General features: G+C 72.3%; 21 protein-coding genes. 8 read left to right on the top strand and 13 right to left on the bottom strand.

Annotated features, from left to right (window positions below; translation table 11 throughout):
• Positions 1-69: 69 nt before the first annotated feature.
• Positions 70-1,266: a tRNA dihydrouridine synthase DusB gene (gene dusB / locus ACFXG1_RS12980; protein ID WP_384742353.1), complete on the bottom strand. Its 1,197-nt coding sequence runs from the start codon at positions 1,264-1,266 to the stop codon at positions 70-72.
• A gap of 66 nt (positions 1,267-1,332) precedes the next feature.
• Between dusB and ACFXG1_RS12975 the strand changes: the two genes are divergently transcribed.
• Complete coding sequence (locus tag ACFXG1_RS12975; protein WP_384717587.1) at positions 1,333-2,793, top strand: MFS transporter; 1,461 nt, start codon at positions 1,333-1,335, stop codon at positions 2,791-2,793.
• Positions 2,794-3,085: 292 nt separating this feature from the next.
• Here the strand turns inward: ACFXG1_RS12975 and ACFXG1_RS12970 are convergent, their stop codons facing one another.
• Together ACFXG1_RS12970 and ACFXG1_RS12965 are read right to left on the bottom strand one after the other, a co-directional pair.
• On the bottom strand, positions 3,086-3,280 hold the full coding sequence (locus ACFXG1_RS12970) for a DUF6243 family protein (RefSeq protein ID WP_384717584.1): 195 nt from the start codon (positions 3,278-3,280) through the stop codon (positions 3,086-3,088).
• 285 nt (positions 3,281-3,565) lie between these two features.
• Complete coding sequence (locus ACFXG1_RS12965) at positions 3,566-4,951, bottom strand: glycine--tRNA ligase (RefSeq protein WP_384714866.1); 1,386 nt, start codon at positions 4,949-4,951, stop codon at positions 3,566-3,568.
• Between the two features lie 198 nt (positions 4,952-5,149).
• Here ACFXG1_RS12965 and ACFXG1_RS12960 point away from each other — a divergent pair, with 198 nt between their 5' ends.
• The 4 genes from ACFXG1_RS12960 (at position 5,150) to ACFXG1_RS12945 (ending at position 8,513) form a co-directional block, all read left to right on the top strand.
• On the top strand, positions 5,150-6,181 hold the full coding sequence (locus ACFXG1_RS12960; protein WP_384714863.1) for a metal ABC transporter substrate-binding protein: 1,032 nt from the start codon (positions 5,150-5,152) through the stop codon (positions 6,179-6,181).
• Positions 6,178-6,963: a metal ABC transporter ATP-binding protein gene (locus tag ACFXG1_RS12955; protein WP_384742350.1), complete on the top strand. Its 786-nt coding sequence runs from the start codon at positions 6,178-6,180 to the stop codon at positions 6,961-6,963. Before ACFXG1_RS12960 ends, ACFXG1_RS12955 begins: the two co-directional genes overlap by 4 nt.
• 2 nt (positions 6,964-6,965) lie before the next feature.
• Positions 6,966-7,856, top strand: a complete 891-nt coding sequence (locus ACFXG1_RS12950) for a metal ABC transporter permease (RefSeq protein WP_384714860.1) — start codon at positions 6,966-6,968, stop codon at positions 7,854-7,856.
• 204 nt (positions 7,857-8,060) lie between these two features.
• Positions 8,061-8,513, top strand: coding sequence for a Fur family transcriptional regulator (locus ACFXG1_RS12945; RefSeq protein WP_384714857.1), 453 nt, complete (start codon positions 8,061-8,063; stop codon positions 8,511-8,513).
• Between the two features lie 81 nt (positions 8,514-8,594).
• Here the strand turns inward: ACFXG1_RS12945 and ACFXG1_RS12940 are convergent, their stop codons facing one another.
• The 6 genes from ACFXG1_RS12940 to ACFXG1_RS12915 all read right to left on the bottom strand — a co-directional run bounded on the left by ACFXG1_RS12940 (position 8,595) and on the right by ACFXG1_RS12915 (position 15,608).
• On the bottom strand, positions 8,595-9,419 hold the full coding sequence (locus ACFXG1_RS12940) for an isoprenyl transferase (RefSeq protein WP_384714854.1): 825 nt from the start codon (positions 9,417-9,419) through the stop codon (positions 8,595-8,597).
• 76 nt (positions 9,420-9,495) lie between these two features.
• A complete protein-coding gene (recO, locus tag ACFXG1_RS12935) occupies positions 9,496-10,311 on the bottom strand; it encodes a DNA repair protein RecO (RefSeq protein WP_384714851.1) in 816 nt (271 codons plus the stop codon).
• A gap of 30 nt (positions 10,312-10,341) precedes the next feature.
• Positions 10,342-11,052, bottom strand: a complete 711-nt coding sequence (locus tag ACFXG1_RS12930) for a response regulator (RefSeq protein ID WP_384714848.1) — start codon at positions 11,050-11,052, stop codon at positions 10,342-10,344.
• Positions 11,049-12,365, bottom strand: coding sequence for a sensor histidine kinase (locus tag ACFXG1_RS12925; protein ID WP_384742346.1), 1,317 nt, complete (start codon positions 12,363-12,365; stop codon positions 11,049-11,051). The genes ACFXG1_RS12930 and ACFXG1_RS12925 overlap by 4 nt, the downstream gene beginning before the upstream one ends.
• An 81-nt stretch (positions 12,366-12,446) precedes the next feature.
• Entirely contained in the window at positions 12,447-14,669 is a 2,223-nt protein-coding gene (locus ACFXG1_RS12920) for an MMPL family transporter (RefSeq protein WP_384720061.1), read from the bottom strand.
• Between the two features lie 162 nt (positions 14,670-14,831).
• Positions 14,832-15,608 (bottom strand): helix-turn-helix domain-containing protein, encoded by a 777-nt coding sequence (locus tag ACFXG1_RS12915; RefSeq protein WP_384720063.1) that lies wholly within the window; start codon positions 15,606-15,608, stop codon positions 14,832-14,834.
• 100 nt (positions 15,609-15,708) lie between these two features.
• Here ACFXG1_RS12915 and ACFXG1_RS12910 point away from each other — a divergent pair, with 100 nt between their 5' ends.
• Entirely contained in the window at positions 15,709-17,067 is a 1,359-nt protein-coding gene (locus ACFXG1_RS12910) for an MFS transporter (RefSeq protein WP_384742344.1), read from the top strand.
• Positions 17,068-17,205: 138 nt separating this feature from the next.
• On the opposite strand, the gene ACFXG1_RS12905 is transcribed toward ACFXG1_RS12910, so the two are convergent.
• Both ACFXG1_RS12905 and leuA read right to left on the bottom strand, forming a co-directional pair.
• Positions 17,206-17,901, bottom strand: a complete 696-nt coding sequence (locus ACFXG1_RS12905; protein ID WP_384718798.1) for a TerB family tellurite resistance protein — start codon at positions 17,899-17,901, stop codon at positions 17,206-17,208.
• Positions 17,902-18,261: 360 nt separating this feature from the next.
• On the bottom strand, positions 18,262-20,022 hold the full coding sequence (leuA, locus tag ACFXG1_RS12900; RefSeq protein WP_384718796.1) for a 2-isopropylmalate synthase: 1,761 nt from the start codon (positions 20,020-20,022) through the stop codon (positions 18,262-18,264).
• 353 nt (positions 20,023-20,375) lie between these two features.
• Here leuA and ACFXG1_RS12895 point away from each other — a divergent pair, with 353 nt between their 5' ends.
• Positions 20,376-21,440, top strand: coding sequence for a M4 family metallopeptidase (locus tag ACFXG1_RS12895; RefSeq protein WP_384718794.1), 1,065 nt, complete (start codon positions 20,376-20,378; stop codon positions 21,438-21,440).
• Between the two features lie 182 nt (positions 21,441-21,622).
• On the top strand, positions 21,623-21,895 hold the full coding sequence (locus ACFXG1_RS12890; RefSeq protein WP_384742341.1) for a protealysin inhibitor emfourin: 273 nt from the start codon (positions 21,623-21,625) through the stop codon (positions 21,893-21,895).
• Positions 21,896-21,956: 61 nt separating this feature from the next.
• Here the strand turns inward: ACFXG1_RS12890 and era are convergent, their stop codons facing one another.
• On the bottom strand, positions 21,957-22,901 hold the full coding sequence (era, locus tag ACFXG1_RS12885) for a GTPase Era (protein ID WP_384720109.1): 945 nt from the start codon (positions 22,899-22,901) through the stop codon (positions 21,957-21,959).
• A 94-nt stretch (positions 22,902-22,995) separates the two neighbouring features.
• Complete coding sequence (locus ACFXG1_RS12880; protein ID WP_384720111.1) at positions 22,996-24,015, bottom strand: WxL protein peptidoglycan domain-containing protein; 1,020 nt, start codon at positions 24,013-24,015, stop codon at positions 22,996-22,998.
• Between the last annotated feature and the right edge of the window lie 24 nt (positions 24,016-24,039).

Here is a 24,039-nt window from a genome sequence, read left to right as displayed (position 1 = left end):
CCCCGAAACGACCGCCGGGCGGCCCTTGAGGGCCGCCCGGCGGTCGCAACGCGAAGAGAAGGGGAGGGGTCAGCCGCCCGAGGTGTCCAGTTCGGCCTCGGCGCCGACGCCCGCACAGTCGTACGGGTCCTTCAGCCAGCCGTCCGGCAGGACCACCCGGTTGTTGCCGGAGGTCCGGCCGCGCGGGCCGTCCGCGCCCTCGGGCCACGGCTGGTCGAGGTCGAGGAGGCCGAGCCCCTCGTCCAGCTCGGCCAGCGACGAGGTGATCGCCAGCCGCTTGCGCATCTCGGAGCCGACCGCGAAGCCCTTCAGATACCAGGCGACGTGCTTACGGAAGTCGATCACGCCCCGGGACTCGTCCCCGATCCACTCCCCCAGCAGCTCCGCGTGGCGGCGCATCACGGCGGCCACCTCGCGCAGGGTCGGCGCGACCCGCTCCGTACCGCCTTCGAAAGCGGTGACGAGATCGCGGAAGAGCCACGGCCGCCCCAGACAGCCGCGGCCGACGACCACACCGTCGCAGCCGGTCTCCCGGACCATCCGCAGGGCGTCGTCGGCGGACCAGATGTCGCCGTTGCCCAGGACGGGGACCTCGGGGACGTGCTCCTTGAGCCGGGCGATGGCCTCCCAGTCCGCGGTCCCGCCGTAGTGCTGGGCGGCCGTGCGGCCGTGCAGCGCGATCGCCGTGACACCCTCGTCGACGGCGATCCGGCCCGCGTCCAGATAGGTCAGATGGTCGTCGTCGATGCCCTTGCGCATCTTCATCGTGACCGGCAGGGCGCCCGCGTTGCCCACCGCCTCGCGCAGGATCGCCCGCAGCAGGGGCCGCTTGTAGGGCAGGGCCGAGCCGCCGCCCTTACGGGTGACCTTGGGGACCGGGCAGCCGAAGTTGAGGTCGATATGGTCGGCGAGGTCCTCGTCCACGATCATCCGTACGGCCTTGCCGACGGTGACCGGGTCGACCCCGTACAGCTGGATCGAACGCGGTGTCTCGGTCGCATCGAAATGGATCAGCTGCATGGTCTTGTCGTTCCGCTCGACCAGCGCCCTGGTGGTGATCATCTCGCTCACGAACAGGCCCTTGCCGCCGCTGAACTCCCGGCACAGGGTGCGGAAGGGCGCATTGGTGATCCCCGCCATCGGGGCGAGCACGACCGGCGGACGGACGGTGTGCGGACCGATGGCGAGCGCCTCGGCGGGCGCGGCCCCGGCCCCGGGCGCGGGAGCCGCCGCCGGGAGTGCGGGGGACGTGGCGAGCGTGGTCATCCGTCCATTGTCGCGTATGGCTCAGACAGCGGGGCGCGGTTGATTAGTTAACCGTACTATCGACACATGCCTGTGTCCCAGCTCACACCGCGGCGACGTCTGGTCGTCCTGGGCATCTGCTGTATGAGCCTGCTGATCGTCAGTCTCGACAACACGATCCTCAATGTGGCACTGCCGTCGATGGGCCGGGAGCTGAACGCCACCGTCTCCGGCCTCCAGTGGACGATCGACGCCTACACACTCGTGCTGGCGTCCCTGCTGATGCTCGCCGGGTCGACCGCCGACCGGATCGGCCGCCGCCGGGTCTTCCTGGCCGGCCTGGTGATCTTCACCCTGGGCTCCGCCCTGTGCTCGGCCGCCCCCAGTCTGGAGCTGCTGGTCGTCTTCCGGATGGTGCAGGCGGTGGGCGGGTCGATGCTCAACCCGGTGGCCATGTCGATCATCACCAACACGTTCACCGACCCGGTGGAACGGGCTCGCGCGATCGGGATCTGGGGCGGTGTCGTCGGGATCTCGATGGCCGCGGGACCCCTGGTCGGCGGGGTGCTGGTGGACTCGGTCGGCTGGCGCTCGATCTTCTGGGTCAATATCCCGGTCGGGCTGCTCGCCCTCGTACTGACCTTCCGCTACGTCCCCGAGTCCCGGGCGCCCGAGCCCCGGCGCTTCGACCCGGTGGGCCAGCTGCTGATCATCGCCCTGCTGGGCGCCACCACCTACGCGATCATCGAGACGGACGCGGTCGCGGCGGTGATCGCCGTCCTCGCCCTGGCGGGGGTGGTCTGGTACGAGCCCCGGCGCCGCGAACCCCTCATCGATCTGCGGTTCTTCCGCAGCGCCCCGTTCAGCGGCGCCACGGTGATCGCGATCGCCGCCTTCGCCGCACTCGGCGGCTTCCTCTTCATGAACACCCTCTACCTCCAGGACGTCCGCGGCTACGACGCCCTGCACGCCGGGCTCTACACCCTGCCGATGGCGGCGGTGACGCTGGTCGCGGCGCCGCTGTCGGGGCGGCTCGTGGGCAGTGTGGGGCCCCGGACACCGCTGCTGATCGCCGGGGTGACGATGGCGGCGAGCGGGGTGCTGTTCGCCGCCTTCGACGCGGCGTCGTCGAACACCCTGCTGTTCACCGCGTATGTGCTGTTCGGTGTGGGCTTCGGCATGGTGAACGCGCCGATCACCAATACGGCGGTCTCCGGGATGCCGCGCGCCCAGGCGGGCGTCGCGGCGGCGGTCGCCTCCACCAGCCGCCAGATCGGCCAGACCCTCGGGGTCGCCGTGATCGGTACGGTGCTGGCCGCCGGCGTCACCATCGGCCTGGGGACGGTCGCGCGCGGCGCGGACTACGCGGACCGGTTCGCCGCCGCGAGCCGCCCGGCCTGGTGGATCATCGCGGGCTGCGGGGCGCTGGTGCTGCTGGTGGGCGCGCTGACGACGGGGCGCTGGGCGCGGAGTACGGCGCTCGGCTGCGCCGGTCGCCTGGCGGCGGGCGACCGGGACCAGGAGCGGGTCTCCCGCGCACCCGGGTAGCCATGCCCTCCGCAGGGCCCGCGCACGGGTATCCAGGGGCGCCTGCCTCTTCGGAGTCGGGTACCTCGGGTATCCAGGGGCGCGGGGAACTGCGCGACAAGCCACGCACGGTGTGTCGCCGGAACTCCGCATCACCGCTACGGCGGGAATCCGTCGCCCGAGGCTCCGATGCCATCTGCCACGAAAGGCCCGTTCCGGTCCGCGGACCGTGCGTGGTTGCTCGCGCAGTTCCCCGCGCCCCTAGCGACCCGAGGTGCCCGGCCCTCGGAGGGCCGGGCGCTCGGGGTGCGGGTCAGGCGTCCTGGGCGGCCTCGGTGGCGTCGGGGTCCTGGGTGCGCTCGCGCATCCGGGCCACGAGGTCGGCCTTCAAGTCGGCGGCGGCCTTGCGGTCGGCGGCGCTCGCGGTGCTGCCGCTCTGCTGGTCCCCGCGGGACAGCTTGCGGCGCTGTCCGCCGACACCGAGGAGGTTGTTACGGCTCTTGGCCATGGGGTTCTCCCATTGTGAGATGTGACTGTGGGGATGTCGGAAGGGGGCGGGGCCGGGCGTCACCGCCGCCGGGCCGCCGCCGCGCTCTCACTCGTAGATCTGGAAGAACGAATACATGGGGGTGACGTTACCCCGGCCGGGGCGCCCGGGGCACCAGGATTTCCGCCGCTCGGGACGCCGGGGACGGCCGGGGACGCCGGAGGCCGGCCGGGCTGATCGCCCGGCCGGCCTCGGGACCGGGGCCACAAGGCCCCCGGTCCGGCGTCGCCCGTGTCCCGCCGCGGGTCAGCAGCCCAGCAGGCGGGCGCCCAGGTACGCCTGGATCTGGTCGAGGGAGACCCGCTCCTGCTTCATGGTGTCGCGCTCGCGCACGGTGACCGCGTTGTCGTCGAGGGTGTCGAAGTCGACGGTCACGCAGAACGGCGTACCGATCTCGTCCTGGCGGCGGTAGCGGCGGCCGATGGCGCCCGCGTCGTCGAACTCGATGTTCCAGTTCTGCCGCAGGTCGGCCGCCAGGCCCTTGGCCTTCGGGGAGAGCTGCGGGTTCCGGGAGAGCGGCAGCACCGCGACCTTCACCGGGGCCAGCCGCGGGTCGAGCCGCAGGACCGTGCGCTTCTCCATGACGCCCTTGGCGTTGGGCGCCTCGTCCTCGTTGTAGGCGTCGAGGAGGAAGGCCAGCATCGTGCGGCCGACACCGGCGGCGGGCTCGATGACGTACGGGGTCCAGCGCTCACCGGCCTCCTGGTCGAAGTACGACAGGTCGTGGCCGGACGCCTTGGAGTGGGCGGAGAGGTCGTAGTCGGTACGGTTGGCGACGCCCTCCAGCTCGCCCCACTCGTTGCCGCCGAACTGGAAGCGGTACTCGATGTCGGCGGTGCGCTTGGAGTAGTGCGAGAGCTTCTCCAGCGGGTGCTCGTACCAGCGCATGTTCTCCTCGCGCAGGCCGAGGCCGGTGTACCAGTTCCAGCGCTGGTCCATCCAGTACTGCTGCCACTGCTCGTCCTCGCCCGGCTTGACGAAGAACTCCATCTCCATCTGCTCGAACTCACGGGTCCGGAAGATGAAGTTGCCGGGCGTGATCTCGTTGCGGAAGGACTTGCCCATCTGCGCGATGCCGAACGGCGGCTTCTTCCGCGAGCTCTGCTGGACCTGGGCGAAGTTGGTGAAGATGCCCTGCGCCGTCTCGGGACGCAGATAGGCGACGGAGCCCGAGTCCTGGGTGGGGCCGAGGTGCGTGGCGAGCAGACCGGAGAACTGCTTGGGGTCCGTGAAGGCGCCCTTGGTGCCGCAGTGGGGGCAGTTGATGTCGGCGAGCCCGTTCTCGGGCGACTTGCCGTTGTGCTTCTCCTCGTACGTCTCGATCAGGTGGTCCGCACGGTAACGCTTGTGACAGGAGGTGCACTCGGTGAGCGGGTCGGAGAAGGTCGCGACATGGCCGGACGCCTCCCACACCTCGGTGGCCAGGATGACCGACGAGTCGAGACCGACGACGTCTTCGCGCGAGGTGACCATGTAACGCCACCACTGGCGCTTGATGTTCTCCTTGAGCTCGACTCCGAGCGGCCCGTAGTCCCAGGCAGCGCGCTGACCACCGTAGATCTCGCTGCAGGGGTAGACAAAGCCACGGCGCTTGCTCAGGTTGACGATCGTGTCGATCTTGTCGGCGGCCACGGTGCTCTCTTCATAGGGGACGACGGCTGGGCGAATGCTTCAGATTACCGGCGTGCGCACCCCCGGGATCAAATCGAGGGGCCCCTGAGCCGGGACCGTATTCCCCCAGGCCCGGACCGGAACCGGAACTACCGATTCCAGTCCTCTTTCACCTCATCTTGTTGACAATGGTTTCCAAGTTTGTTGAAAATGACAGTCATGAACGTACGCCATCTGATACCCCCGGCCATCACCGCGGGCACGGTCGCCCTCGGCCTGCTCGCGCTGTCGGCCTGCTCCTCCGCCGACGCGTCGGACGGCAAGGAGGACGGCAAGCTGAAGGTGATCGCGTCGTTCTATCCGATGCAGTTCCTCGCCGAGCGCGTCGGCGGCGAGCATGTGACGGTCTCCACCCTGACCAAGCCGGGTGTCGAGCCGCACGATCTGGAGCTCAAGCCCCGCCAGGCCGCTCAGCTGGAGAAGGCCGGCTACATCCTCTACCTCAAGGGCGTCCAGCCCGCCGTCGACAGCGCGATCGAGAAGACGCCGGTCGAGCACAAGACGGACGCGGCGAAGCTGACGGAGACCGAGCCGCACAGCGCCGGCGAGCACACCGAGGGCGAGCACGCCGAGGGTGAGCACGCCGGGGGTGACGACGGTCACGGCCACGGCGGCGACACGGGCGCGGGGGCCCACGCGGACGACCACGGCCACGACCACAGCAGCGGCGGCACCGATCCGCACGTCTGGCTCGACCCGGTGAAGTACGCGGAGATCGCCGCGGGCGTCGGGGCCGCGCTCGGCAAGGCCGACCCGGACAACGCGGCGGCGTACAAGAAGAACGCCGATGCGCTGGTCGCCGAGTTGAAGACGCTCGACGCCGCCTTCGAGCAGGGCCTGAAGAACACCACCACCCGTACCTTCATCACCACCCACAGCGCCTTCGGCCATCTCGCCGGGCGGTACGGGCTGATCCAGGAGGGCATCGCCGGCATCGACCCCGAGGCCGAGCCCAGCCCCGCCCGGATCAAGGATCTGCGGAAGGTGGCCGCCGCGGACAAGGTCTCCACGGTCTTCTTCGAGACCCTCGCCAGCGACCGGACCGCGAAGACCCTCGCCGGGGACGCCGGACTGCGGACCGATGTCCTCGACCCGCTGGAGGGCATCACCGACAAGTCGAAGGGCCGCGACTACTTCGCCGTGATGAACGCCAATCTCACGGCACTGAAGACCGCCCTGGGGGCGAAATGAGCACCGCGTCGATCCCGGCGGCCGAGCCGCCGGTCATATCCCTGCACGGGGCCCGGGCCGCGCTCGGCTCCCGGCCCGTCCTGCGCGGTATCGATCTGACCGTGGCCCGCGGCGAGGTCGTCGCGCTCCTCGGCGCCAACGGCTCCGGCAAGTCGACGGCCGTCCGCTCGGTGATCGGCCGGGTGCCGCTCACCGAGGGCCGGGTCGAGCTGTTCGGCACCGAGCTGCGGCGCTTCCGCCAGTGGGCCAGGATCGGCTACGTACCGCAGCGGACCACCGCCGCGAGCGGCGTCCCCGCGACCGTCCGGGAGGTCGTCACCTCCGGCCGGCTCTCCCGCACCCGGCTGGGGCTGCTGTCCCGGGCCGACCGGGCGGCCGTCGACCGGGCCATCGGTCTGGTCGGTCTCGCGGACCGGGCGAAGGACTCGGTGGACGCGCTCTCCGGCGGCCAGCACCAGCGGGTGCTGATCGCCCGCGCGCTGGCCTCCGAACCCGAGCTGCTGATCATGGACGAGCCGATGGCGGGTGTCGACCTGGCCAGCCAGGAGGTGCTCGCATCGACCCTGCGCGAGCAGGTGGCGGCCGGGGCGACCGTCCTGCTCGTCCTGCACGAGCTGGGCGCGGTGGAGCCGCTGATCGACCGGGCCGTGGTGCTCCGCGACGGCTGTGTCGTCCATGACGGGCCGCCGCCGAAGGCCGTGGGACAGCACGCGCTGCCCGGCCACGACCACGTACATCCGCACGCGGCCGACGAGCCGCTCCGCACGGGACTGCTGAGCTGACCATGGAAATCCTCGAAACGGCGTTCATGCAGCGGGCGCTGATCGCGGCCGTCCTGGTCGGGATCACGGCGCCCGCCATCGGTGTCTATCTGGTCCAGCGCCGCCAGGCGCTGCTCGGCGACGGCGTCGGCCATGTCGCCATGACCGGCGTCGGCCTCGGCTTCCTGCTCTCCACCAATCCGATCTGGATGGCGACCCTGGTCTCGGTCGCGGGCGCGGTCGCCATGGAGCTGATCCGGGCGTACGGCCGCACCCGCGGCGACATCGCGCTCGCCCTGCTCTTCTACGGCGGTATGGCGGGCGGCGTCATGCTGGTCAATGTCTCGGAGACCGGTTCCACCGCCGACCTCGGCTCCTTCCTCTTCGGCTCGCTCTCCACCGTCTCCGACGCCGATCTGACGGCGATCGGCGCGCTGGCGGGGTTCGTGGTGCTGGTCACCGTGGGCCTGCGGCGGCAGCTCTTCGCCGTCAGCCAGGACGAGGAGTTCGCCCGGGTCACCGGGCTCCCGGTGCGGGTGCTGAACCTGCTGATCGCGGTCACGGCCGCGGTGACCGTATCGGTCGCCATGCGGGTCGTCGGGCTGCTGCTGGTCAGCGCCCTGATGGTGGTCCCGGTGGTCGCCGCGCAGCAGCTCACCCGGTCGTTCCGGGCGACTTTCGCGCTGGCCGTGGGCATCGGGGTCGCGGTGACCCTGGCCGGCACCACGACCTCGTACTACCGGGACGTACCGCCCGGGGCGACGATCGTGCTGCTGGCGATCGGGGTCTTCGGTGTGCTGGCCGTGCTCGCGGCACCGCTGGCCCGGCGCCGGGCGAAGGCGGCCGAGGCGGCGGTGACCGGGGAGTGCGGGGTGCCGGGCGTCCGGGTCCCGGGGGACGACGTCAGGGTCTGACACCCCCGCCGGGCCCTCGCCCCGAGCCCCTTCCGCGCCCTCCCCGCGGCCCGCTCCCAGCTCCCGTCGGCCCGTCCCGGGACCGTCCCGGGGCCCTCTTCGGCCCCGGTCGGACCGGCGGGTCGTGCCGACCGGTGCCGTACGCGGCGCGGGGCCTGGCAGAATTGACCGTGACACGTTGTGCGGTCAATGGAGGAGGCACCTGTGGCGACGGCGCCATCCGGCGGAAACACCACCCCCGTCCGAGGCCGGTCGACCCGGCAGCGCGCGGCGGTCGCGTCCGCGCTCAACGAGGTGGACGAGTTCCGCAGCGCGCAGGAGCTGCACGACATGCTCAAACACCGCGGCGACTCGGTGGGCCTGACGACGGTCTACCGCACCCTCCAGTCGCTGGCGGACGCGGGCGAGGTCGATGTGCTGCGCACCAGCGACGGCGAGTCCGTCTACCGGCGCTGCTCCACCGACGACCACCACCACCATCTGGTGTGCCGGGTCTGCGGGAAGGCGGTCGAGGTCGAGGGCCCGGCCGTGGAGTCGTGGGCCGAGTCTGTCGCCGCCCAGCACGGCTATGTGAATGTGGCGCACACCGTGGAGATCTTCGGTACGTGCGCGGAGTGCGCGGCGACCGCGGTCGGCAAGGCGGTCGGCGAGAGCTGAGACGTACAAGAAAGACGTACGCGGAGGCGGGGACGGGCAGTGCTCGTCCCCGCCGCCGTGCATCCGGGGGTCCGAAGAGGGTCAGCGGGGGTTGCGCGCCTGGACCTCGTTCGGCTTCGCCCCGCCGAAGCGCCGGTCGCGGCTGGCGTACTCCAGACAGGCCCGCCACAGGTCGCGCCGGTCGAAGTCGGGCCAGAGCACGTCCTGGAAGACCATCTCGGCGTAGGCGCTCTGCCAGAGCAGATAGTTCGATGTGCGCTGTTCGCCGCTGGGCCGCAGGAAGAGATCCACATCCGGCATGTCCGGGTAGTACAGATACTTCCGCAGCGTCTTCTCGTTGACCTTCGCCGGGTCGAGGCGGCCCGCCGCCACCTCCTGGGCGACCCGCTGCGCGGCGTCGGCGATCTCGGCCCGACCGCCGTAGTTGACGCAGAAGTAGAGCGTCATCGCGTCGTTGTCCTTGGTCTGCTCCTGCGCGACCTGCAACTCCTGGACGACCGACTTCCACATCTTCGGCATCCGGCCGACCCAGCGGATCCGGATGCCCAGCGCGTCCATCTCGTCGCGGCGGCGGCGGATGACGTCCCGGTTGAAGTTCATCAGGAAGCGCACCTCCTCCGGCGAGCGCTTCCAGTTCTCGGTGGAGAAGGCGTACAGCGACAGATTGCCGACGCCCATCTCCAGACAGCCCTTGAGGACGTCGAGGACGACACCCTCGCCGACCTTGTGCCCCTCGGTCCTGGGCAGACCGCGCTCCTTGGCCCACCGGCCGTTGCCGTCCATGACGACGGCGACATGGTTCGGGACCAGCTCACCGGGGATCTTCGGCGGCCGCTCACCGGACGGGTGCGGCTCGGGGACCTGGTACTCACGGCGGTTACGGCCGAGGATTCCGCGTCGTGCCATTGCGGCTCTCACTTCTCCTGTGTGCGGTGTGTGATGTGCTCGTCGTAGAGGTGTCGTACAGGTTGTCGTACCGGCGTCATACGGGCGTCGTCCGGGTGTCCTGGGTGCCGATGTGACCGGCGGAGCCGGGGCGCGGCGGGCCGCCGTCCTTCTCGACGTAGCGCAGGGACCGCAGTCCGCGCTCCAGATGCCAGTGCAGATAGGCGGCGACCAGTCCGCTGCCCTCCCGTACGTGCCGGGGCTCACAGGCGTCCGCGGTGGGCCAGTCGCCGGTCAGCAGCGCGCTGAGCAGCCCGATGGCCTCCGCCGACGGGACGACGCTCCCCGGCACCCGGCAGTCCCCGCAGATCACCCCGCCCGCGGCGACCGAGAAGAACCGGTTGGGCCCGTCGAGCCCGCACCGGGCGCAGTCCTCGAAGCTGGGCGCGTAGCCGTTGACCGCGAGGGAGCGGAGCAGGAAGGCGTCGAGGACGAGGCGGGGCGTGTGCTCGCCCCGGGACAGGGCCCGCAGCCCGCCGACGAGCAGCAGATACTGCTGGACTGCGGGCTCGCCCTCGTGGTCGGTGAACCGCTCGGCGGTCTCCAGCATGGCCGTGCCCGCGGTGTAGCGGGCGTAGTCGGTGACGATGGCGCCGCCGAACGGGGCGATGGTCTCGCTCTGGGTGCAGAGCGGCAGCCCGCGGCCGATCAGCTCACCGCCGCGGGCGAAGAACTGCACGTCGACGTGGGAGAACGGCTCCAGCCTTGCCCCGAACTTCGACTTGGTCCGCCGCACTCCGCGCGCCACGGCCCGGACCCGCCCGTGGCCGCGGGTCAGCAGGCTGATGATGCGGTCGGCCTCGCCCAGCTTCTGAGTGCGCAGGACGACGCCTTCGTCGCGGAACAGGCTCATGGCGTCCATTCTCGCGTACGCGGCGGGGCGCTAGGACGGTCCTCGGGAATCCGGTTCACCGCCGCCGGGGACGACGAGGCCGGACTCGTAGGCGACGATCACGAGCTGGGCGCGGTCGCGGGCGGCGAGCTTGCCCATGATCCGGCTGACGTGGGTCTTGGCGGTCAGCGGGGAGAGTGCGAGGGTCTCGGCGATCTCGGCGTTGTTGAGGCCGCGGGCGACCAGGACGAGGACCTGGCGTTCCCGGTCGGTGAGGTCGTCGGGTCCGGCGCTGCCGGGGCGGGGCGCGGTGGGGGCGGCGAGTACCCGGGCGATCAACCGGGCGGTGGGGCCCGGGGAGAGCAGGGCGTCGCCCGCGGCGACGGTGCGGATCGCGGCGAGCAGATCGGCCGGGCGGGTGTCCTTGACGAGGAAGCCGGAGGCTCCGGCGCGTAGCGCCTCGACCACGTACTCATCGGTGTCGTACGTGGTGAGGACGAGGACCCGGACCCCGGCGAGGTCCTCGTCGGCGGCGATCTGCCGGGTGGCCCCGATGCCGTCGAGCCGGGGCATCCGGATGTCCATGACGACGACGTCGGCGCGGGCGGAGCGGGCGCGGGCCACGGCCTCGGCGCCGTCGCGGGCCTCGGCGACGACCTCCATATCGGGCGCCGAGGAGACGAGCAGGGCGAAGGAGGCGCGGACGAGATGCTGGTCGTCGGCGAGCAGGACGCGTATCGGACGGCCGGTTCCGGTGGTCATTCGGGGGTCTCCGTGGGCTGGAGCGGAAGCACGGCGGCGACCCGGAAGCCGCCGCCGGGGCGCGGTTCGGCGCTGAGGGTGCCGCGGACGCTGCGGGCGCGCTCGCGCATTCCGGCGATACCGAAGCCGGGTGGGGCGGCGGGGGCGGCCGGGTCGTGCGGGGCGCCGTCGCCCTCGTCGGTGACGACGACGTGGAGGGCGTCGTCACGGCGTTCGACGGCAACGTCGACGCGGACGCCGGTACCGCCGTGGCGTACCGCGTTGGTGAGGGATTCCTGGACGATGCGGTACGCGGCGGCGGCGACGGCGGGCGGGAGGCGGTCGTCCCCGGGGCACAGGGTCAGGGCGGCGCCGGAGGCGGCGGCGAGCCCGGGGAGGGCGGCCAGGTCGGGCAGGGGGCCGCCGCGGCCGGGGCCGCCCGCGCCCGGCGGGCCGACGGTGTCCCCGGGCGGGTCGGTGCGCAGGACGGTGAGGGTCGTCCGCAGTTCGCCCCGGGCGGTGCGGCAGGTGTCGGCGATGTCTTCGAGGGCCCTGGCCAGGGCCGCCCGGTCCAGTCGGTCGGGATCGACGGTGAGGACGTGGGAGGCGACGGAGGTCTGCACCCCGATGACGGTGATGGAGTGGGCGAGCAGATCGTGCAGATCGCGGGCGATCCTGATGCGCTCCTCGGCGACCCGGCGGGCGGCCTCCTGTTCCCGGGTGCGTTCGGCGTGTTCGGCGCGGGCGATGACGGAGGCGATGTAGCGGCGGTGGACGCGCATCTCCGAACCGAGGAAGAGGACGGCGACGATCCAGCCGGAGGTCCGCAGGGCCTCGATGCCCTGGTGCATGCCGACGGCGAACATCACCCCGACGGCGACTCCGACGATGCCGACGCCGACGACGGCGGTGGTCCGGGGCCGGGAGAGGGACGCGACGGTGTAGAGCAGGATCAATGTCGCGGGCATGGGGGCGACATGGGCGTTGTCCATGGCGTGGTACGGGGCGACGCACGCCATCCCGGCCAGCATCGCCGGGAAGGTGTGGGTGCGCCGCCAGGCCAGCGGGAGGACCGCGCCGGTGAGCAGCAGCCAGCCGATGGGGTCGGGCTGCCGGCCGTCCTTGGCGAACGCGGCCAGACCGACGGCGAAGGCGCCGGCGACGGCGGCGAGTACGGCGTCGTTGCGGCGCAGCCGGGGGACGGCGAGCGGGTCCCGGCCGAGGACGTCGGCGAGCCACTCCCCCGGCCGCCGGGGCCCGCAGCCGGACTTCGGCCGGGGCCCGGTGGTTCCCGGGGCGGGCGGGGCTGGAGGTGGGGCGTCGGCGGTGTCCATCGGCTCCATCCTGGGGTACGGGATACGGCCCCGCCCCCTCGGGAGCGGAACCGAGGGGGCTTGTCCGTGCTCGAACAGGGTTTAGGTCGCCGCGGGTTGGCGGTCCTCCGGCCCCTTGGTGACGATGCCGGCCGCGTCGGCCGTCTCGTCGGAGTCGACTGTGTCGTCCCGCGACTTCGGGTCGTGACCCGTGGAAGTCACGGCCGCCGGGCGACGGCGGTAGAGCGCGCCGGGCCACCACACCGCGCGGCCCAGCAGCAGGCTCGCGGACGTCACCAGATACGTACGGACCAGGAAGGTGTCCAGCAGGACGCCGACCGCGACCAGGAAGCCCATCTCGACCAGCGGCACCAGCGGCAGACTCATCAGGACCGCGAAGGTGGCGGCCAGGACGACGCCCGCCGAGGCGATGACACCGCCGGTGGTACGCAGCGCGATCAGCGCGGCCTCGGCGGGTTCGGCGCCGGCGAGCGCCTCCTCCCGCATCCGGTGCATCAGGAAGATGCCGTAGTCGACGCCGAGGGCGACGAGGAAGACGAAGGAGAGCAGGGGGATGCCCCGGTCGACGCCCTGGAAGCCGAAGAGGGGTTCGAAGACCAGCCCGCCCAGGCCCCAGGCGGCGCCCCAGACCGCGACCACCGCCGCGCCGAGGACGAGCGCGGCGACGACCGAGCGCAGGAGGACGACGAGGATCAGCAGGACGGCGCCGAGGACGAGTGGGATGACGACCTTCAGGTCGCGTTCGTTGGTGGCCGCCAGATCGATCTCCTGCGCGCTCTCCCCGCCGACGTGGGCCGTCCCGCCGAGGTCGGCGCGGAGCCCCTTGATGGTCGCGGTCTCGCCCGCCGACTGGGGGGCGTCATCGGCGAAGACGGCGATCTCGGTCCAGCCCTCGGCGCTGCGGCCGCGTTCCACGGCGGCCACCCCGTCCCGGGCCCTGGCCTTCGCGGCGACCTCGTCGGCGCGGTCGGTGGGCGCGATCACGGCGATGGGGCGGCTGCTGCGGTCGGGGAAGGCGTCGGCGAGGCGCTGCATCGCGACGACGGACTCGGGCTTCTCGGTGAAGGAGTCCTCGGTCTTGATCCCGCCGGGCAGGTTGAACGCGCCCAGCGCCAGCGCGCCCAGCACGACTCCGCCGGTGACGAGGACGGCGAGCGGACGGCGCCCGGCGGAGCTGCCCATGGCGGCGAAAAGGGACCTGCCCCGGGGCGGTTCGGTGCCGTGGGCGGGGATCAGCGGCCAGAAGACGCGCCGTCCGAGGAGGACGAGCAGGGCGGGCAGCAGGGTCAGCATGGCGACCAGCGCTGCCACCACCCCGACGGCGCCGACCGGGCCGAGTCCCCGGGCGCTGTTGAGGTCGGCGGCCAGCAGGCAGAGCAGTCCGGCTGCGACGGTGCCGGAGGAGGCGAGGACGGCGGGTCCGCAGCCGCGCAGGGCGGCGGCCATGGCGTCGTACGGCCGCGGATGGCGGCGGAGTTCCTCACGGTAGCGGGCGATCAGCAGCAGGGCGTAGTCGGTGCCCGCGCCGAAGACGAGGACGGTCATGACGCCCGCGCTCTGGCTGGTGACGGTGAGATCGAAGCCCTGGACGAGTCCGTAGATCACCCCGCGGGTGAGCAGGGCGGCGACCCCGACGGTGACCAGGGGCACCAGCCACAGGAACGGGCTGCGGTAGGTGAGGATCAGCAGGATCGTCACCACGGCGACGGTCGCGATCATCAGGGTGCCGTCGATGCTGGAGAAGACCTCGTCCATATCGCTCTCCAGGGCGGCGGGCCCGCCGACGTCGACGGTGAGTCCGCCGGTGCCGGAGAAGGCGGCGCGGACGTCCTCGACGAAGGCGAGTCGTCTCTCCTCCTCGTTGCCGGGCTCGTTGCTGGCGATCGGCACCATGAGGGTCGTGCCGTCCGCGGACGGCACCGGCTTCGGCGGGGTCACCAGCCGGTGTTCGGCGGCGAAGGACGCGGCCTGCCGCTCGACGGCGGCGCGGTCCTCGGGACGCAGTCCGCCGTCGCGGCCGTAGACGAGGACGACTTCGGTGGTCTCGCCGCCGGGCAGGCTCTGTTCGATCCTCGCGACCTGGGTGGAGTCCGCGTCGGCGGGCAGATAGTCCACGATGTTGTCGCGCTGGACCTCCTCCATCTTGCCCGCGAAGGGCAGGACGACCGCGACGACGGCCAGCCACAGCAGGACGACGGCCCAGGGCAGGGCCCGGCGGCGGCGCCGTTCGCCGGGGGTGGGGGTGGTGCCGGGTCCCGGTGGACCGGCCCGGCCTGTGGTGTGCTGCGGGACGGTGGACCTCATTGCGGTTCCCCCTTCGTACGGCGTTCGGGTGCGCGGGCTACAGCCCCACCCTCCCGCCGCCGGACGGGTCTCCTCGTCCCGCCGGGGGGCGAGATGACACGTACTGCCGGGGGCGCAACGGGTCCCCCGTTACTCCCGGGGGAGTAGGCGCCGGAAGTACCGTCAGGCCCCGTCGTACGGGCCGCCGTTGAGATAGCGGCTCGGGGAGGTGCCGACGGTCCTCTTGAACGCGGCGAGGAACGCGCTGGCGGTGGCGTAGCCGACGGCGTGGGCGACCCGGGACACCGGCTGCCCCTCGGCGAGCAGCGGCAGGGACGCCCGCAGCCGGGCATGGGTGCGCCAGCGGTCGAAGTTCATGCCGGTGTCGGCGGCGAACAGCCGGGTGAGGGTACGGCGGCTGACGCCGACGGCGCGGGCGTGGGCGTCGAGTCCGCGCGGGTCGGCGGGATCGGCGGCGAGGGCGTCGGCCACGGCCCGTACCCGGGCGTCGGTGGGCGCGGGGACGTCGATGGGCGCGGCGGGCAGGGGACGCAGCAGATCCGGTACGACGGCTTCCGCGCGCAGCCTGGCGTCGGCGGCGAGATCGTCGCGGCCGAGATGGACGATCAGCCGGGCGAGGAGGCCGTCGACGGCGACGGCGGTGGGCTCGGTCCAGTCGACGGCGCAGCGGTCGGGGGTGAGGTAGAGGGAGCTGAGCAGAGCCCCGCGGGTGGCGCCCGGCCGGTGGACGACCCCGGCGGGGATCCACAGGGCGCGGGTGGGCGGCAGGACCCAGTAGGTGTCGCCGACGGCGACGCCGATGACGCCGCGGCGACTCCAGGCGAGCTGGTGCCGGTCGTGGCTGTGGTCGGGGAACCACTCGCCGGAGAGGATCGGGAAGCTGCCGACGACGATCGCGCCGGCGCCGTCCGGGGCGGGGCAGGGTGCGGGCAGATCCACGAGGGTGCCTCCGTCCGGACGCGCGGCCTTGTCCCCAACGCGCTATCACCTGTCCCGGTAGCGTATCGCGGCCTTCGAGCGGGCTGCATAGCGTCGGCGTATGACGACAACAGCCCAGGTCACCACGGGCGGACGGCGTACCGCCGCGCTCGTGCTGCTCTCCTTCATCCACTTCATGCTCGTCCTCGACGACTCGGTCGTGAACGTCGCGCTGGCCACCGTCCGGGACGATCTCGGCTTCGGTACGGCGGGTCTGGCGTGGGTGGTGAACGCCTACTTCCTCGCCTTCGGCGCCCTGTTGCTGGTCGGCGGCCGGGCGGCCGATCTGCTGGGCCGCCGGGAGGTCTTCATCGCCGGGGTGGCGCTGTTCGGGGCGGCGAGTCTGCTCTGCGGACTGGCCCAGGAGCCGTGGCAGTTGGTGGCGGGCCGGTTCGCGCAGGGCACGGGCGCGGCACTGGCCAGCCCGGCCGCGATGTCGCTGATCACCCTGATGTATCCGGGCGAGGGCGAGCGGGCGAAGGCGATGGGCGTCTGGGGCGGGGTGGCCGCGCTCGGCGGGACGACCGGACTGGTGATCTCGGGGGTGGTGACGGATCTGCTGTCGTGGCGGTGGGTGTTCCTGATCAATCTGCCGATCGCGGCGGCGGCGCTGCTGATGGCGCCGAGGCTGCTGCCCGCGGGCGGACGGCCGGAGCGCCGGGCCCGGATCGACGTGCCCGGCGCGCTGCTCGGGACGGGCGCGCTGCTGGCCCTGGTCCACGGACTGCTGCGGGGCGCCGAACACGGCTGGGACGGGTACGCCGTCGTACCGCTGGCGCTCGCCGCGGCGCTGGGCGGGGCGTTCCTGGCGGTGGAGGCGCGGACGGCGGACCCGCTGGTGCCGCTCGCGTTCCCCGCGCGGCGGTCGCGGGCGGTGTCCCTGGTGGCGGCGCTGCTGTTCACGGCCGCGTTCTTCGCCATGTCGTTCCTGGTGATGCTGCACCTCCAGAACGTCCTGGGGTACGGGCCGTTGAAGGCGGGGCTCGCGTATCTGCCGTACGCGGTGGGGGTGCTGACCGGCGTCCGGCTCTCCTCATGGGCGGTGGCCCGGTACGGCGTGCGATCGCCGCTGATCGTGTCGTTCCTGGTGAGCGCGGCCGGACTGCTGATGCTCTCGGGCATCACGGCGGACAGCGCGTACGCGACGGGGATCGCGCCCGGGGTACTGGTGGCGGCCCTGGGCTCGGGCCTCGGCTTCCCCGCCCTGGCGATCGCGGCCGTCGCGGACACCACGGAGCGGGACGCGGGCCTGGCGTCGGCGCTGCTCGGCTCGGTCCAGCAGATCGGCGGGGCGGTGGGAATCGCGGCACTGGTGGGCCTCGCGGCCGCCGAGGGCTTCTCCTTCGCCCTCCGCACGGCGGCCGCACTCGTCGCCGCGGCCGCCGCCCTGATCCTCACACTGCTCCCCCACCGCCGCTGATTTTGTGCCCCATTTCGGAGTGCCGGGCCACCAAGGGCTTTCAGGGGCGCGAGGAACTGCGCGACAAGCCAGGCACAAGGCGCGGACGGCAGCGACGGGAGGGATCTCCGCAGATGCCGGGGAGCCGGACCCGGAGGGTCAAGGGGACAAGGAGCGGGCCGTGCTCAGGAGCCTCACCGTGTCGGCCGGCGGCAGCTGCAAGGCGGTGCCGACCGTAGTGAGGACCTCGCGCTCCGCCGGGGTGTACGGGCCGTCCGCGAGGGCGATCCGCGCGCCCTGGAGCACGATCGACTCCCGGCCGGCCGGGGCGAGATGCGGCGCGAGGGGTTCCAGCGCCTCGTGGAGTTCGATGGCGAGGGCGGCCCCGCACGGCCCGGTGTCGCTGATGAAGCGCCCGGTGTCGGCGGCGAGGGCCTCGATCAACCCGGTGAGCTGGTCCTCCGTACAGTCGTGGAGCCCCGCGGCACGCACCGTGGCGACCGCGGTCTCGCGGACCGGCCGGGACTCCGTGCCGCCGGACGCGAGGACCGCGAGCGCGACCGTGTGCACGGCGTCCCGCAGCATCGCGGAGAACCGCGCCGTCGTGGGGTGGTCGAGGACGTCCATACCGAAGTGGCCGTGGCAGGAGGCGCATTCGACGACGGGCCCCGCCGAACCGCGCGGCAGCAGCGGGATCCCCAGCAGGGTGAACCTGCGGCGCCCCGTCCGGCGCCGGTAGTTGCGGTCGCCGCCGCAGGCGGCGCAGAAGAACTCGCCGTCACCGACCGTGTTCCACGCGGTGGAAACGCCGCAGACCCACAACCGTCGACCGAATACACCCCGGTCCGTCCGCACCTCGTCGCACCTCCGCCGGCCTCCCCCGCCGGCCTGCGCCCACGGGCATCGCTGTGCCACGGCACAGCCGTGTTGGCGTGATGTTAGCCACACGGACGGCGGCACGTCAGCACCCCGGAGCGCACCGGTCCGCACATGGCCGGATACCGACGACGAAGCCCCCGGACCGGCTCCCCTCCCGAGCTGCGGTGACACGAGGGGGGCGGTCCGGGGGCTCCCGGCCGGGTGATGGCGGATCGGACGGACGGACGAGCGGTGACCACGGCCGGCGCGCGGTCCGCCTACGGCCGGTGCGTACCGGGTGCCCGCTCACAACGGGCGGCGGCCGCGACCCCCGGGATCACAGGCCCGGGGTCCGGGCTAGCGCCCGGCCCGGTTCACCGCCGATACGACTGCCTTCAGGGACGCCCGGGTGGTGTTCGCGTCGATCCCGATGCCCCACAGCACCTTGCCGTCGATGGCGCACTCGATATACGAGGCGGCCTGCGCCGACGCGCCCTCACTCATGGTGTGCTCGGTGTAGTCGAGCAGCCTGGCGTCGATCCCGACGGCCTGCAGCGCGTCGAAGAAGGCGGAGATCGGGCCGTTGCCGGAGCCTGTCAGTACGGTGTCCGCGCCGTCGACGACCGCTTCCACGGTCAGGGTGTCCACGCCGTCGGTGTCGGTGGTGGACTGGCCGGAGCGCAGCCGGATCCGGCCCCACGGGTTGCCCGGGTTGGGCAGGTACTCGTCCTGGAAGACGGTCCAGATGTCGGCCGGGGTGACCTCCCCGCCCTCCGCGTCCGTCTTCGCCTGGATGATCCGCGAGAACTCGATCTGCATCCGGCGCGGCAGGTCCAGCTTGTGGTCGTTCTTCAGGACGTACGCGATCCCGCCCTTGCCGGACTGGGAGTTGACCCGGATCACGGCCTCGTACGACCGGCCGACGTCCTTGGGGTCGATCGGCAGATACGGGACGTTCCACTCGATGTCGTCGACGGTCTTCCCGGCCGCGGCGGCGTCCGCCTCCAGCGCGTCGAAACCCTTCTTGATGGCGTCCTGGTGGGAGCCGGAGAAGGCGGTGTAGACGAGGTCGCCCGCGTAGGGGTGGCGCGGGTGGATCTCCATCTGGTTGCAGTACTCGCTGGTCCGGCGGATCTCGTCGATCTGCGAGAAGTCGATCTGCGGGTCGACGCCCTGGGAGAACAGGTTCATGCCCAGGGTCACCAGGTCGACGTTGCCGGTGCGCTCGCCCTGGCCGAACAGACAGCCCTCGATCCGGTCGGCGCCCGCCATGACGGCCAGCTCGGCGGCGGCGACGGCGGTGCCGCGGTCGTTGTGCGGGTGCACGGAGAGACAGACGTACTCCCGCCGGGACAGGTGCCGCGACATCCACTCGAAGCGGTCGGCATGCGTGGACGGGGTGGACCGCTCGACGGTGGCCGGCAGATTCAGGATGATCTCGCGGCCGTCCTCGGGCTGCCAGACGTCCATGACGCCCTCGCAGACCTCCAGCGCGAAGTCCAGCTCGGTGTCGGTGAAGATCTCCGGGCTGTACTGGTAGCCGAAGACCGTCTCGGGCCCCAGCAGCTTCTCCGCGTACTCCATCACCAGCCGGGTGCCGTCCACCGCGATCTGCTTGACCTGGTCCTTCGAGCCGCGGAAGACGACCCGGCGGAAGGTGGGGGCGGTGGCGTTGTACAGATGCACGGTCGCCCGGCGGGCGCCCTTCAGGGACTCGACGGTGCGCTCGATCAGCTCCTCGCGCGCCTGGGTGAGGACGGAGATCGTCACGTCCTCGGGGATCGCGCCGTCCTCGATGATCGAGCGGACGAAGGCGAAGTCGGTCTCACCGGAGGACGGGAAGCCGACCTCGATCTCCTTGTAGCCCATCCGGACCAGCAGATCGAACATCGCCCGCTTGCGCGCCGGGGACATCGGGTCGATCAGCGCCTGGTTGCCGTCGCGCAGATCGGTGGAGAGCCAGCGGGGCGCCTTGGTGATGCGGTTGTCCGGCCAGGTGCGGTCGGGGATGGCCACGGCCTCGTACGGTCCGTACTTGTGGATCGGCATCCCGGACGGCTGCTGGGCGTGGGTGGCGGTGGTGATCGGCGTGGGGCGGCCGATGGCGGCGTCGGTCATGATGTGCGCGGGCTCCTCGGGATCCGGTGGAAAATCGACCGGCCGACGGTTCGAAGCAGCAGCTTGTCCCGCGGGGAGGGGGTCGGCCTACGACTACAGGCCCTCGCCGCGGCAGCTAAGAAGAAGCAGCCCGAAACGCATGATGCCGGGGAGCATATCCGACGGACCGGACGCCCGCCGCCCCGTATCAGTATGCGGGATTCCGGATGACCGCCGACGGGGTCCTTCCGGGGGCGCTCCGAAGGACGCGGGGGCGCCCGTTCCGTCAGCGCGAAACGGGGCCCTTCACTCCATTTCACTAATACCGCTCGCGGCTAGTGACAGGTCCGTGCCCCGGTGTCACATTGCGTTCCATGGCATTCCACACCGTCTTCTGCACCGTCGTCCCGCCGCATCTGCTCGACAAACTCGCCCGGGCCGAGAACGCGCGGATCGCCGACCGCGCCCTGCGCACCCTGGAACGCGACGCCGCCCAGCGGACCCGGCGCCGGATCACCACGGTCCGCGGCTTCGCGGCCGCCGCCGGCGCCGCGGTCGCGGCGGAGGACGCCGAGCCGAACCGCACGATCTACGACTGCCGGAACCGCACCGTGCTGCCGGGCCGCAAGGTCCGCGGCGAGGGCGACCAGCCGGGCAAGGACGCCACCGTCAACCGGGTCTACGCGGGCCTCGGCGCCACCTTCGAGCTGCTGCTGAAGTCGTACGGCCGCAACTCCCTCGACGACGCCGGGCTGCCGCTGGACGCCAGCGTCCACTACGACGAGGAGTACGGCAACGCCTTCTGGGACGGCTCCCAGATGGTCTTCGGCGACGGCGACGGCGAGATCTTCCTCGACTTCTCCATCCCGGTCGACGTGATCGCGCACGAGCTGGCCCACGGACTGACCCAGTACACCGCCAACCTGGAGTACTTCAGCCAGTCCGGCGCGCTCAACGAGTCCGTGTCGGACGTCTTCGGCGCCCTGGTGAAGCAGTACGTCCTCGGCCAGACCGCCGAGCAGGCCGACTGGCTGATCGGCGAGGGCCTGCTGGCGCCCGCGGTCACCGGGGTCGCGCTGCGCAGTATGAAGGCGCCGGGGACCGCGTACGACGACGACGTCCTCGGCAAGGACCCGCAGCCCGCGACGATGGACGACTACGTCCGCACCGGCCGGGACAACGGCGGCGTCCACATCAACTCCGGCATCCCCAACCACGCCTTCTACCTCCTCGCCACCGAGCTGGGCGGCAAGTCGTGGGAGCGGGCCGGACAGATCTGGTACGACACCCTCACCGGCGGCGAGCTGACGCAGGACGCCCGCTTCGACGAGTTCGCCCGGCTGACCGTGGCCGCGGCCAGGGCCCGCTACGGCGACGGCGGGGACGAGGTCGAGGGCGTGCTGAAGGCGTGGTCGACGGTGGGAGTGCCGACCTCCTGAACCGGCGGGCGGTACGGATCCGGGCGGTACGAATCCGGGCGGGGCGGTCCGGCACCGCCCCGCCCGAGCCGGTACGGGAGCCCCGCCGGAATCCGTACCGGCGTCCCGGCCCGGATCCGTACCGGCGTCCCGGCCCGGATCCGTACTGGAGCCCCGCCCGGATCCGTACTAGAACGGATGTCATGCGTATCCAGATCCGGCGCACCGGCGGCTTCGCCGGGATCGAGCGTCTCGCCACGGTCGACACCACAGGACGCCCCGACGCGGCCGAGTGGGGCGCCCTCGCCCGCGCGGCGGTCGAGGAGGCCGCTTCGGCGGGCCCGGCCCGGGCCGGGGTGCCGGACGGGTTCGCGTACGAGATCACCGTCGACGGGCGGACCGTCCACACCGCCGAACCCCGGCTCACCGCCGCCCAGCGGCGGCTGGTCTCCCGGGTCCTGCGCGAGGGCGCCTGACGGCCCCCGGCGACGGCCCCCGGCGGGGAGCGGTCGCGGCGGGAAGCGGTCGCGGCGGCGGTCAGAAACCGAGCTTGCGGAGCTGCTTGGGGTCGCGCTGCCAGTCCTTGGCGACCTTGACGTGCAGATCGAGATAGACCGGGGTGCCGAGCAGCGCCTCGATGTGCTTGCGCGACTTGGAGCCGACCTCCTTGAGCCGGGCGCCCTTGGGGCCGATGATGATCCCCTTCTGGCTGGACCGCTCGATGTAGAGGTTGGCGTGGATGTCCAGCAGCGGGCGGTCCTTCGGCCGGTCCTCGCGGGGGATCATCTCCTCGACCACGACCGCGATGGAGTGCGGCAGCTCGTCCCGGACGCCCTCCAGCGCCGCCTCCCGGATCAGCTCGGCGACCATGACCTGCTCGGGCTCGTCGGTGAGGTCGCCCTCGGGGTAGAGCGGCGGGCCCTCGGGCATCAGCGGGGTCAGCAGATCGGCGACGAGCTGCACCTGCTTGCCGCCCACCACCGAGACCGGGATGATCTCGGCCCACTCGAAGCCCAGCTCCTTGCCGAGCAGGTCGACGGCGACGAGCTGCTCGGCGAGGGTCTTGGAGTCCACCAGGTCCGTCTTGGTGATGATGGCGACCTTCGGGGTCTTCCTGATCCCCGCCAGCTCCTTGGCGATGAAGCGGTCGCCGGGGCCCAGCTTCTGGTCGGCGGGCAGACAGAAACCGATCACGTCGACCTCGGCCCAGGTGGTGCGGACGACGTCGTTGAGCCGCTCGCCGAGCAGGGTTCGCGGCTTGTGGAGGCCGGGGGTGTCGACCAGGATCAGCTGGGCCTCGGGGCGGTGCACGATGCCCCGCACGGTGTGCCGGGTGGTCTGGGGCCGGTTGGAGGTGATCGCCACCTTCTGGCCGACCAGAGCGTTCGTGAGGGTCGACTTGCCCGCGTTGGGGCGGCCGACGAAGCAGGCGAAGCCCGCCCGGTGGGGAACGGACTCGGTGGACTGGGTACTGACGCTCATGCGCTCATTCTCCCCGATGCGCGCGCCCTCCGTACCCGCTCCCCCGCCGGACCCCCCGGAAGCCGCACTCCGGGGACCTCCGGCGGGGTGGTCCTCAGGCCGTATCCCCGGCATGACCGGCCCTCCGGCGAACCCGGAGCCACACCCCGGCGCCCCCGCCCAGGACGGCCAGGACCAGGGCGGCGACCCAGGGCAGGGCGACGTACGACACTCCTGCGGACTCCCGGACGCCCTGCGCCGTGGCGGTGAGCCGTACCTCGCCCCATTCGGTGTGCGGCGCGCCCCGCCAGCGCTCCGTGAGCCGGACCTTCTGCCGGGGCAGCAGCTCGGCGGGGACGGCCGTCAGCCGCCGGGCCAGCAGATCGCGGCCGAAGAGCCCCTCGGCCGCCAGCTCGACCCGGGGGTTGAGGGTCACATTGCCGCGGTTGTGGAGGGTGTACGAGATCACGGCGGTGCTGTCGCCGGTGCCGGGCAGCAGCGGGCGGTGGTGCGCGAGCCGCAGATCCTCGACCGAGAGCGCGGGCACGGCCGGTCCCTCCACCCGCAGATGGATCCGGGCGCCCACCGCCCGGCGGACGCCGATGTCGACGGGACCGCCGGAGCGGCTGATCCGCTCGTCGAGGGCGACGAGCGCGCCCGCGTGGTCGCCGGGTTCGGCGTCCTCGGGCACGGTCAGGGTGTACGGGACGGTGACGGAGCCGCGCGCGGGGACGGTGACCCGCTCCCGGGCGGGCCTGGCCCAGGCGCCGATGCCGCGCTGCCGCTCGGTCACGGCCCGGACGGCGAAGCCGCCGTCGCGCTCGGTGTTGTAGGCGTCGGCCGCGTACAGCCGGAAGGTGAGGGGCGCCGCGGTCTTGTTGGTGAGGGTGACCCGGTCGCCGGCGGTGGTGCCGGGGGCCGCCGCGAGATGGAAGTAGGGCCGGCCGCCGGGTACGGAGGCGACGGGGTACACGGACCATTCGGCGTTCTCGGCGGCGCGGGCCGGGCCGGGGGCGGGCAGCAGCACCAGGGCGAGGGCGGCGGCGAGCACACCGGGCGGAAGGACACGGCGCCGGGCGGCGCGGGACGGGGACGGGGAAGGGGAAGGGGACGGAAAAGGGGACAGCCGGATCATGGGTGCGGACCCCCGGGATCGGGG

This window comes from Streptomyces sp. NPDC059248, assembly GCF_042753905.1.
Taxonomy (GTDB): domain Bacteria; phylum Actinomycetota; class Actinomycetes; order Streptomycetales; family Streptomycetaceae; genus Streptomyces.
This window is presented reverse-complemented; position numbering and strand designations above follow the sequence as displayed.

Excerpts from the sequence above, each read along its gene's own strand:
- dusB (WP_384742353.1), bottom strand. The coding sequence starts at position 1,266 with ATGACCACGCTCGCCACGTCCCCCGCACTCCCGGCGGCGGCTCCCGCG.
- ACFXG1_RS12975 (WP_384717587.1), top strand. The coding sequence starts at position 1,333 with ATGCCTGTGTCCCAGCTCACACCGCGGCGACGTCTGGTCGTCCTGGGC.
- ACFXG1_RS12970 (WP_384717584.1), bottom strand. The coding sequence starts at position 3,280 with ATGGCCAAGAGCCGTAACAACCTCCTCGGTGTCGGCGGACAGCGCCGC.
- ACFXG1_RS12960 (WP_384714863.1), top strand. The coding sequence starts at position 5,150 with ATGAACGTACGCCATCTGATACCCCCGGCCATCACCGCGGGCACGGTC.
- ACFXG1_RS12955 (WP_384742350.1), top strand. The coding sequence starts at position 6,178 with ATGAGCACCGCGTCGATCCCGGCGGCCGAGCCGCCGGTCATATCCCTG.
- ACFXG1_RS12950 (WP_384714860.1), top strand. The coding sequence starts at position 6,966 with ATGGAAATCCTCGAAACGGCGTTCATGCAGCGGGCGCTGATCGCGGCC.
- ACFXG1_RS12940 (WP_384714854.1), bottom strand. The coding sequence starts at position 9,419 with ATGGCACGACGCGGAATCCTCGGCCGTAACCGCCGTGAGTACCAGGTC.
- recO (WP_384714851.1), bottom strand. The coding sequence starts at position 10,311 with ATGAGCCTGTTCCGCGACGAAGGCGTCGTCCTGCGCACTCAGAAGCTG.
- ACFXG1_RS12930 (WP_384714848.1), bottom strand. The coding sequence starts at position 11,052 with ATGACCACCGGAACCGGCCGTCCGATACGCGTCCTGCTCGCCGACGAC.
- ACFXG1_RS12925 (WP_384742346.1), bottom strand. The coding sequence starts at position 12,365 with ATGGACACCGCCGACGCCCCACCTCCAGCCCCGCCCGCCCCGGGAACC.
- ACFXG1_RS12920 (WP_384720061.1), bottom strand. The coding sequence starts at position 14,669 with ATGAGGTCCACCGTCCCGCAGCACACCACAGGCCGGGCCGGTCCACCG.
- ACFXG1_RS12910 (WP_384742344.1), top strand. The coding sequence starts at position 15,709 with ATGACGACAACAGCCCAGGTCACCACGGGCGGACGGCGTACCGCCGCG.
- leuA (WP_384718796.1), bottom strand. The coding sequence starts at position 20,022 with ATGACCGACGCCGCCATCGGCCGCCCCACGCCGATCACCACCGCCACC.
- ACFXG1_RS12895 (WP_384718794.1), top strand. The coding sequence starts at position 20,376 with ATGGCATTCCACACCGTCTTCTGCACCGTCGTCCCGCCGCATCTGCTC.
- ACFXG1_RS12890 (WP_384742341.1), top strand. The coding sequence starts at position 21,623 with ATGCGTATCCAGATCCGGCGCACCGGCGGCTTCGCCGGGATCGAGCGT.
- era (WP_384720109.1), bottom strand. The coding sequence starts at position 22,901 with ATGAGCGTCAGTACCCAGTCCACCGAGTCCGTTCCCCACCGGGCGGGC.
- ACFXG1_RS12880 (WP_384720111.1), bottom strand. The coding sequence starts at position 24,015 with ATGATCCGGCTGTCCCCTTTTCCGTCCCCTTCCCCTTCCCCGTCCCCG.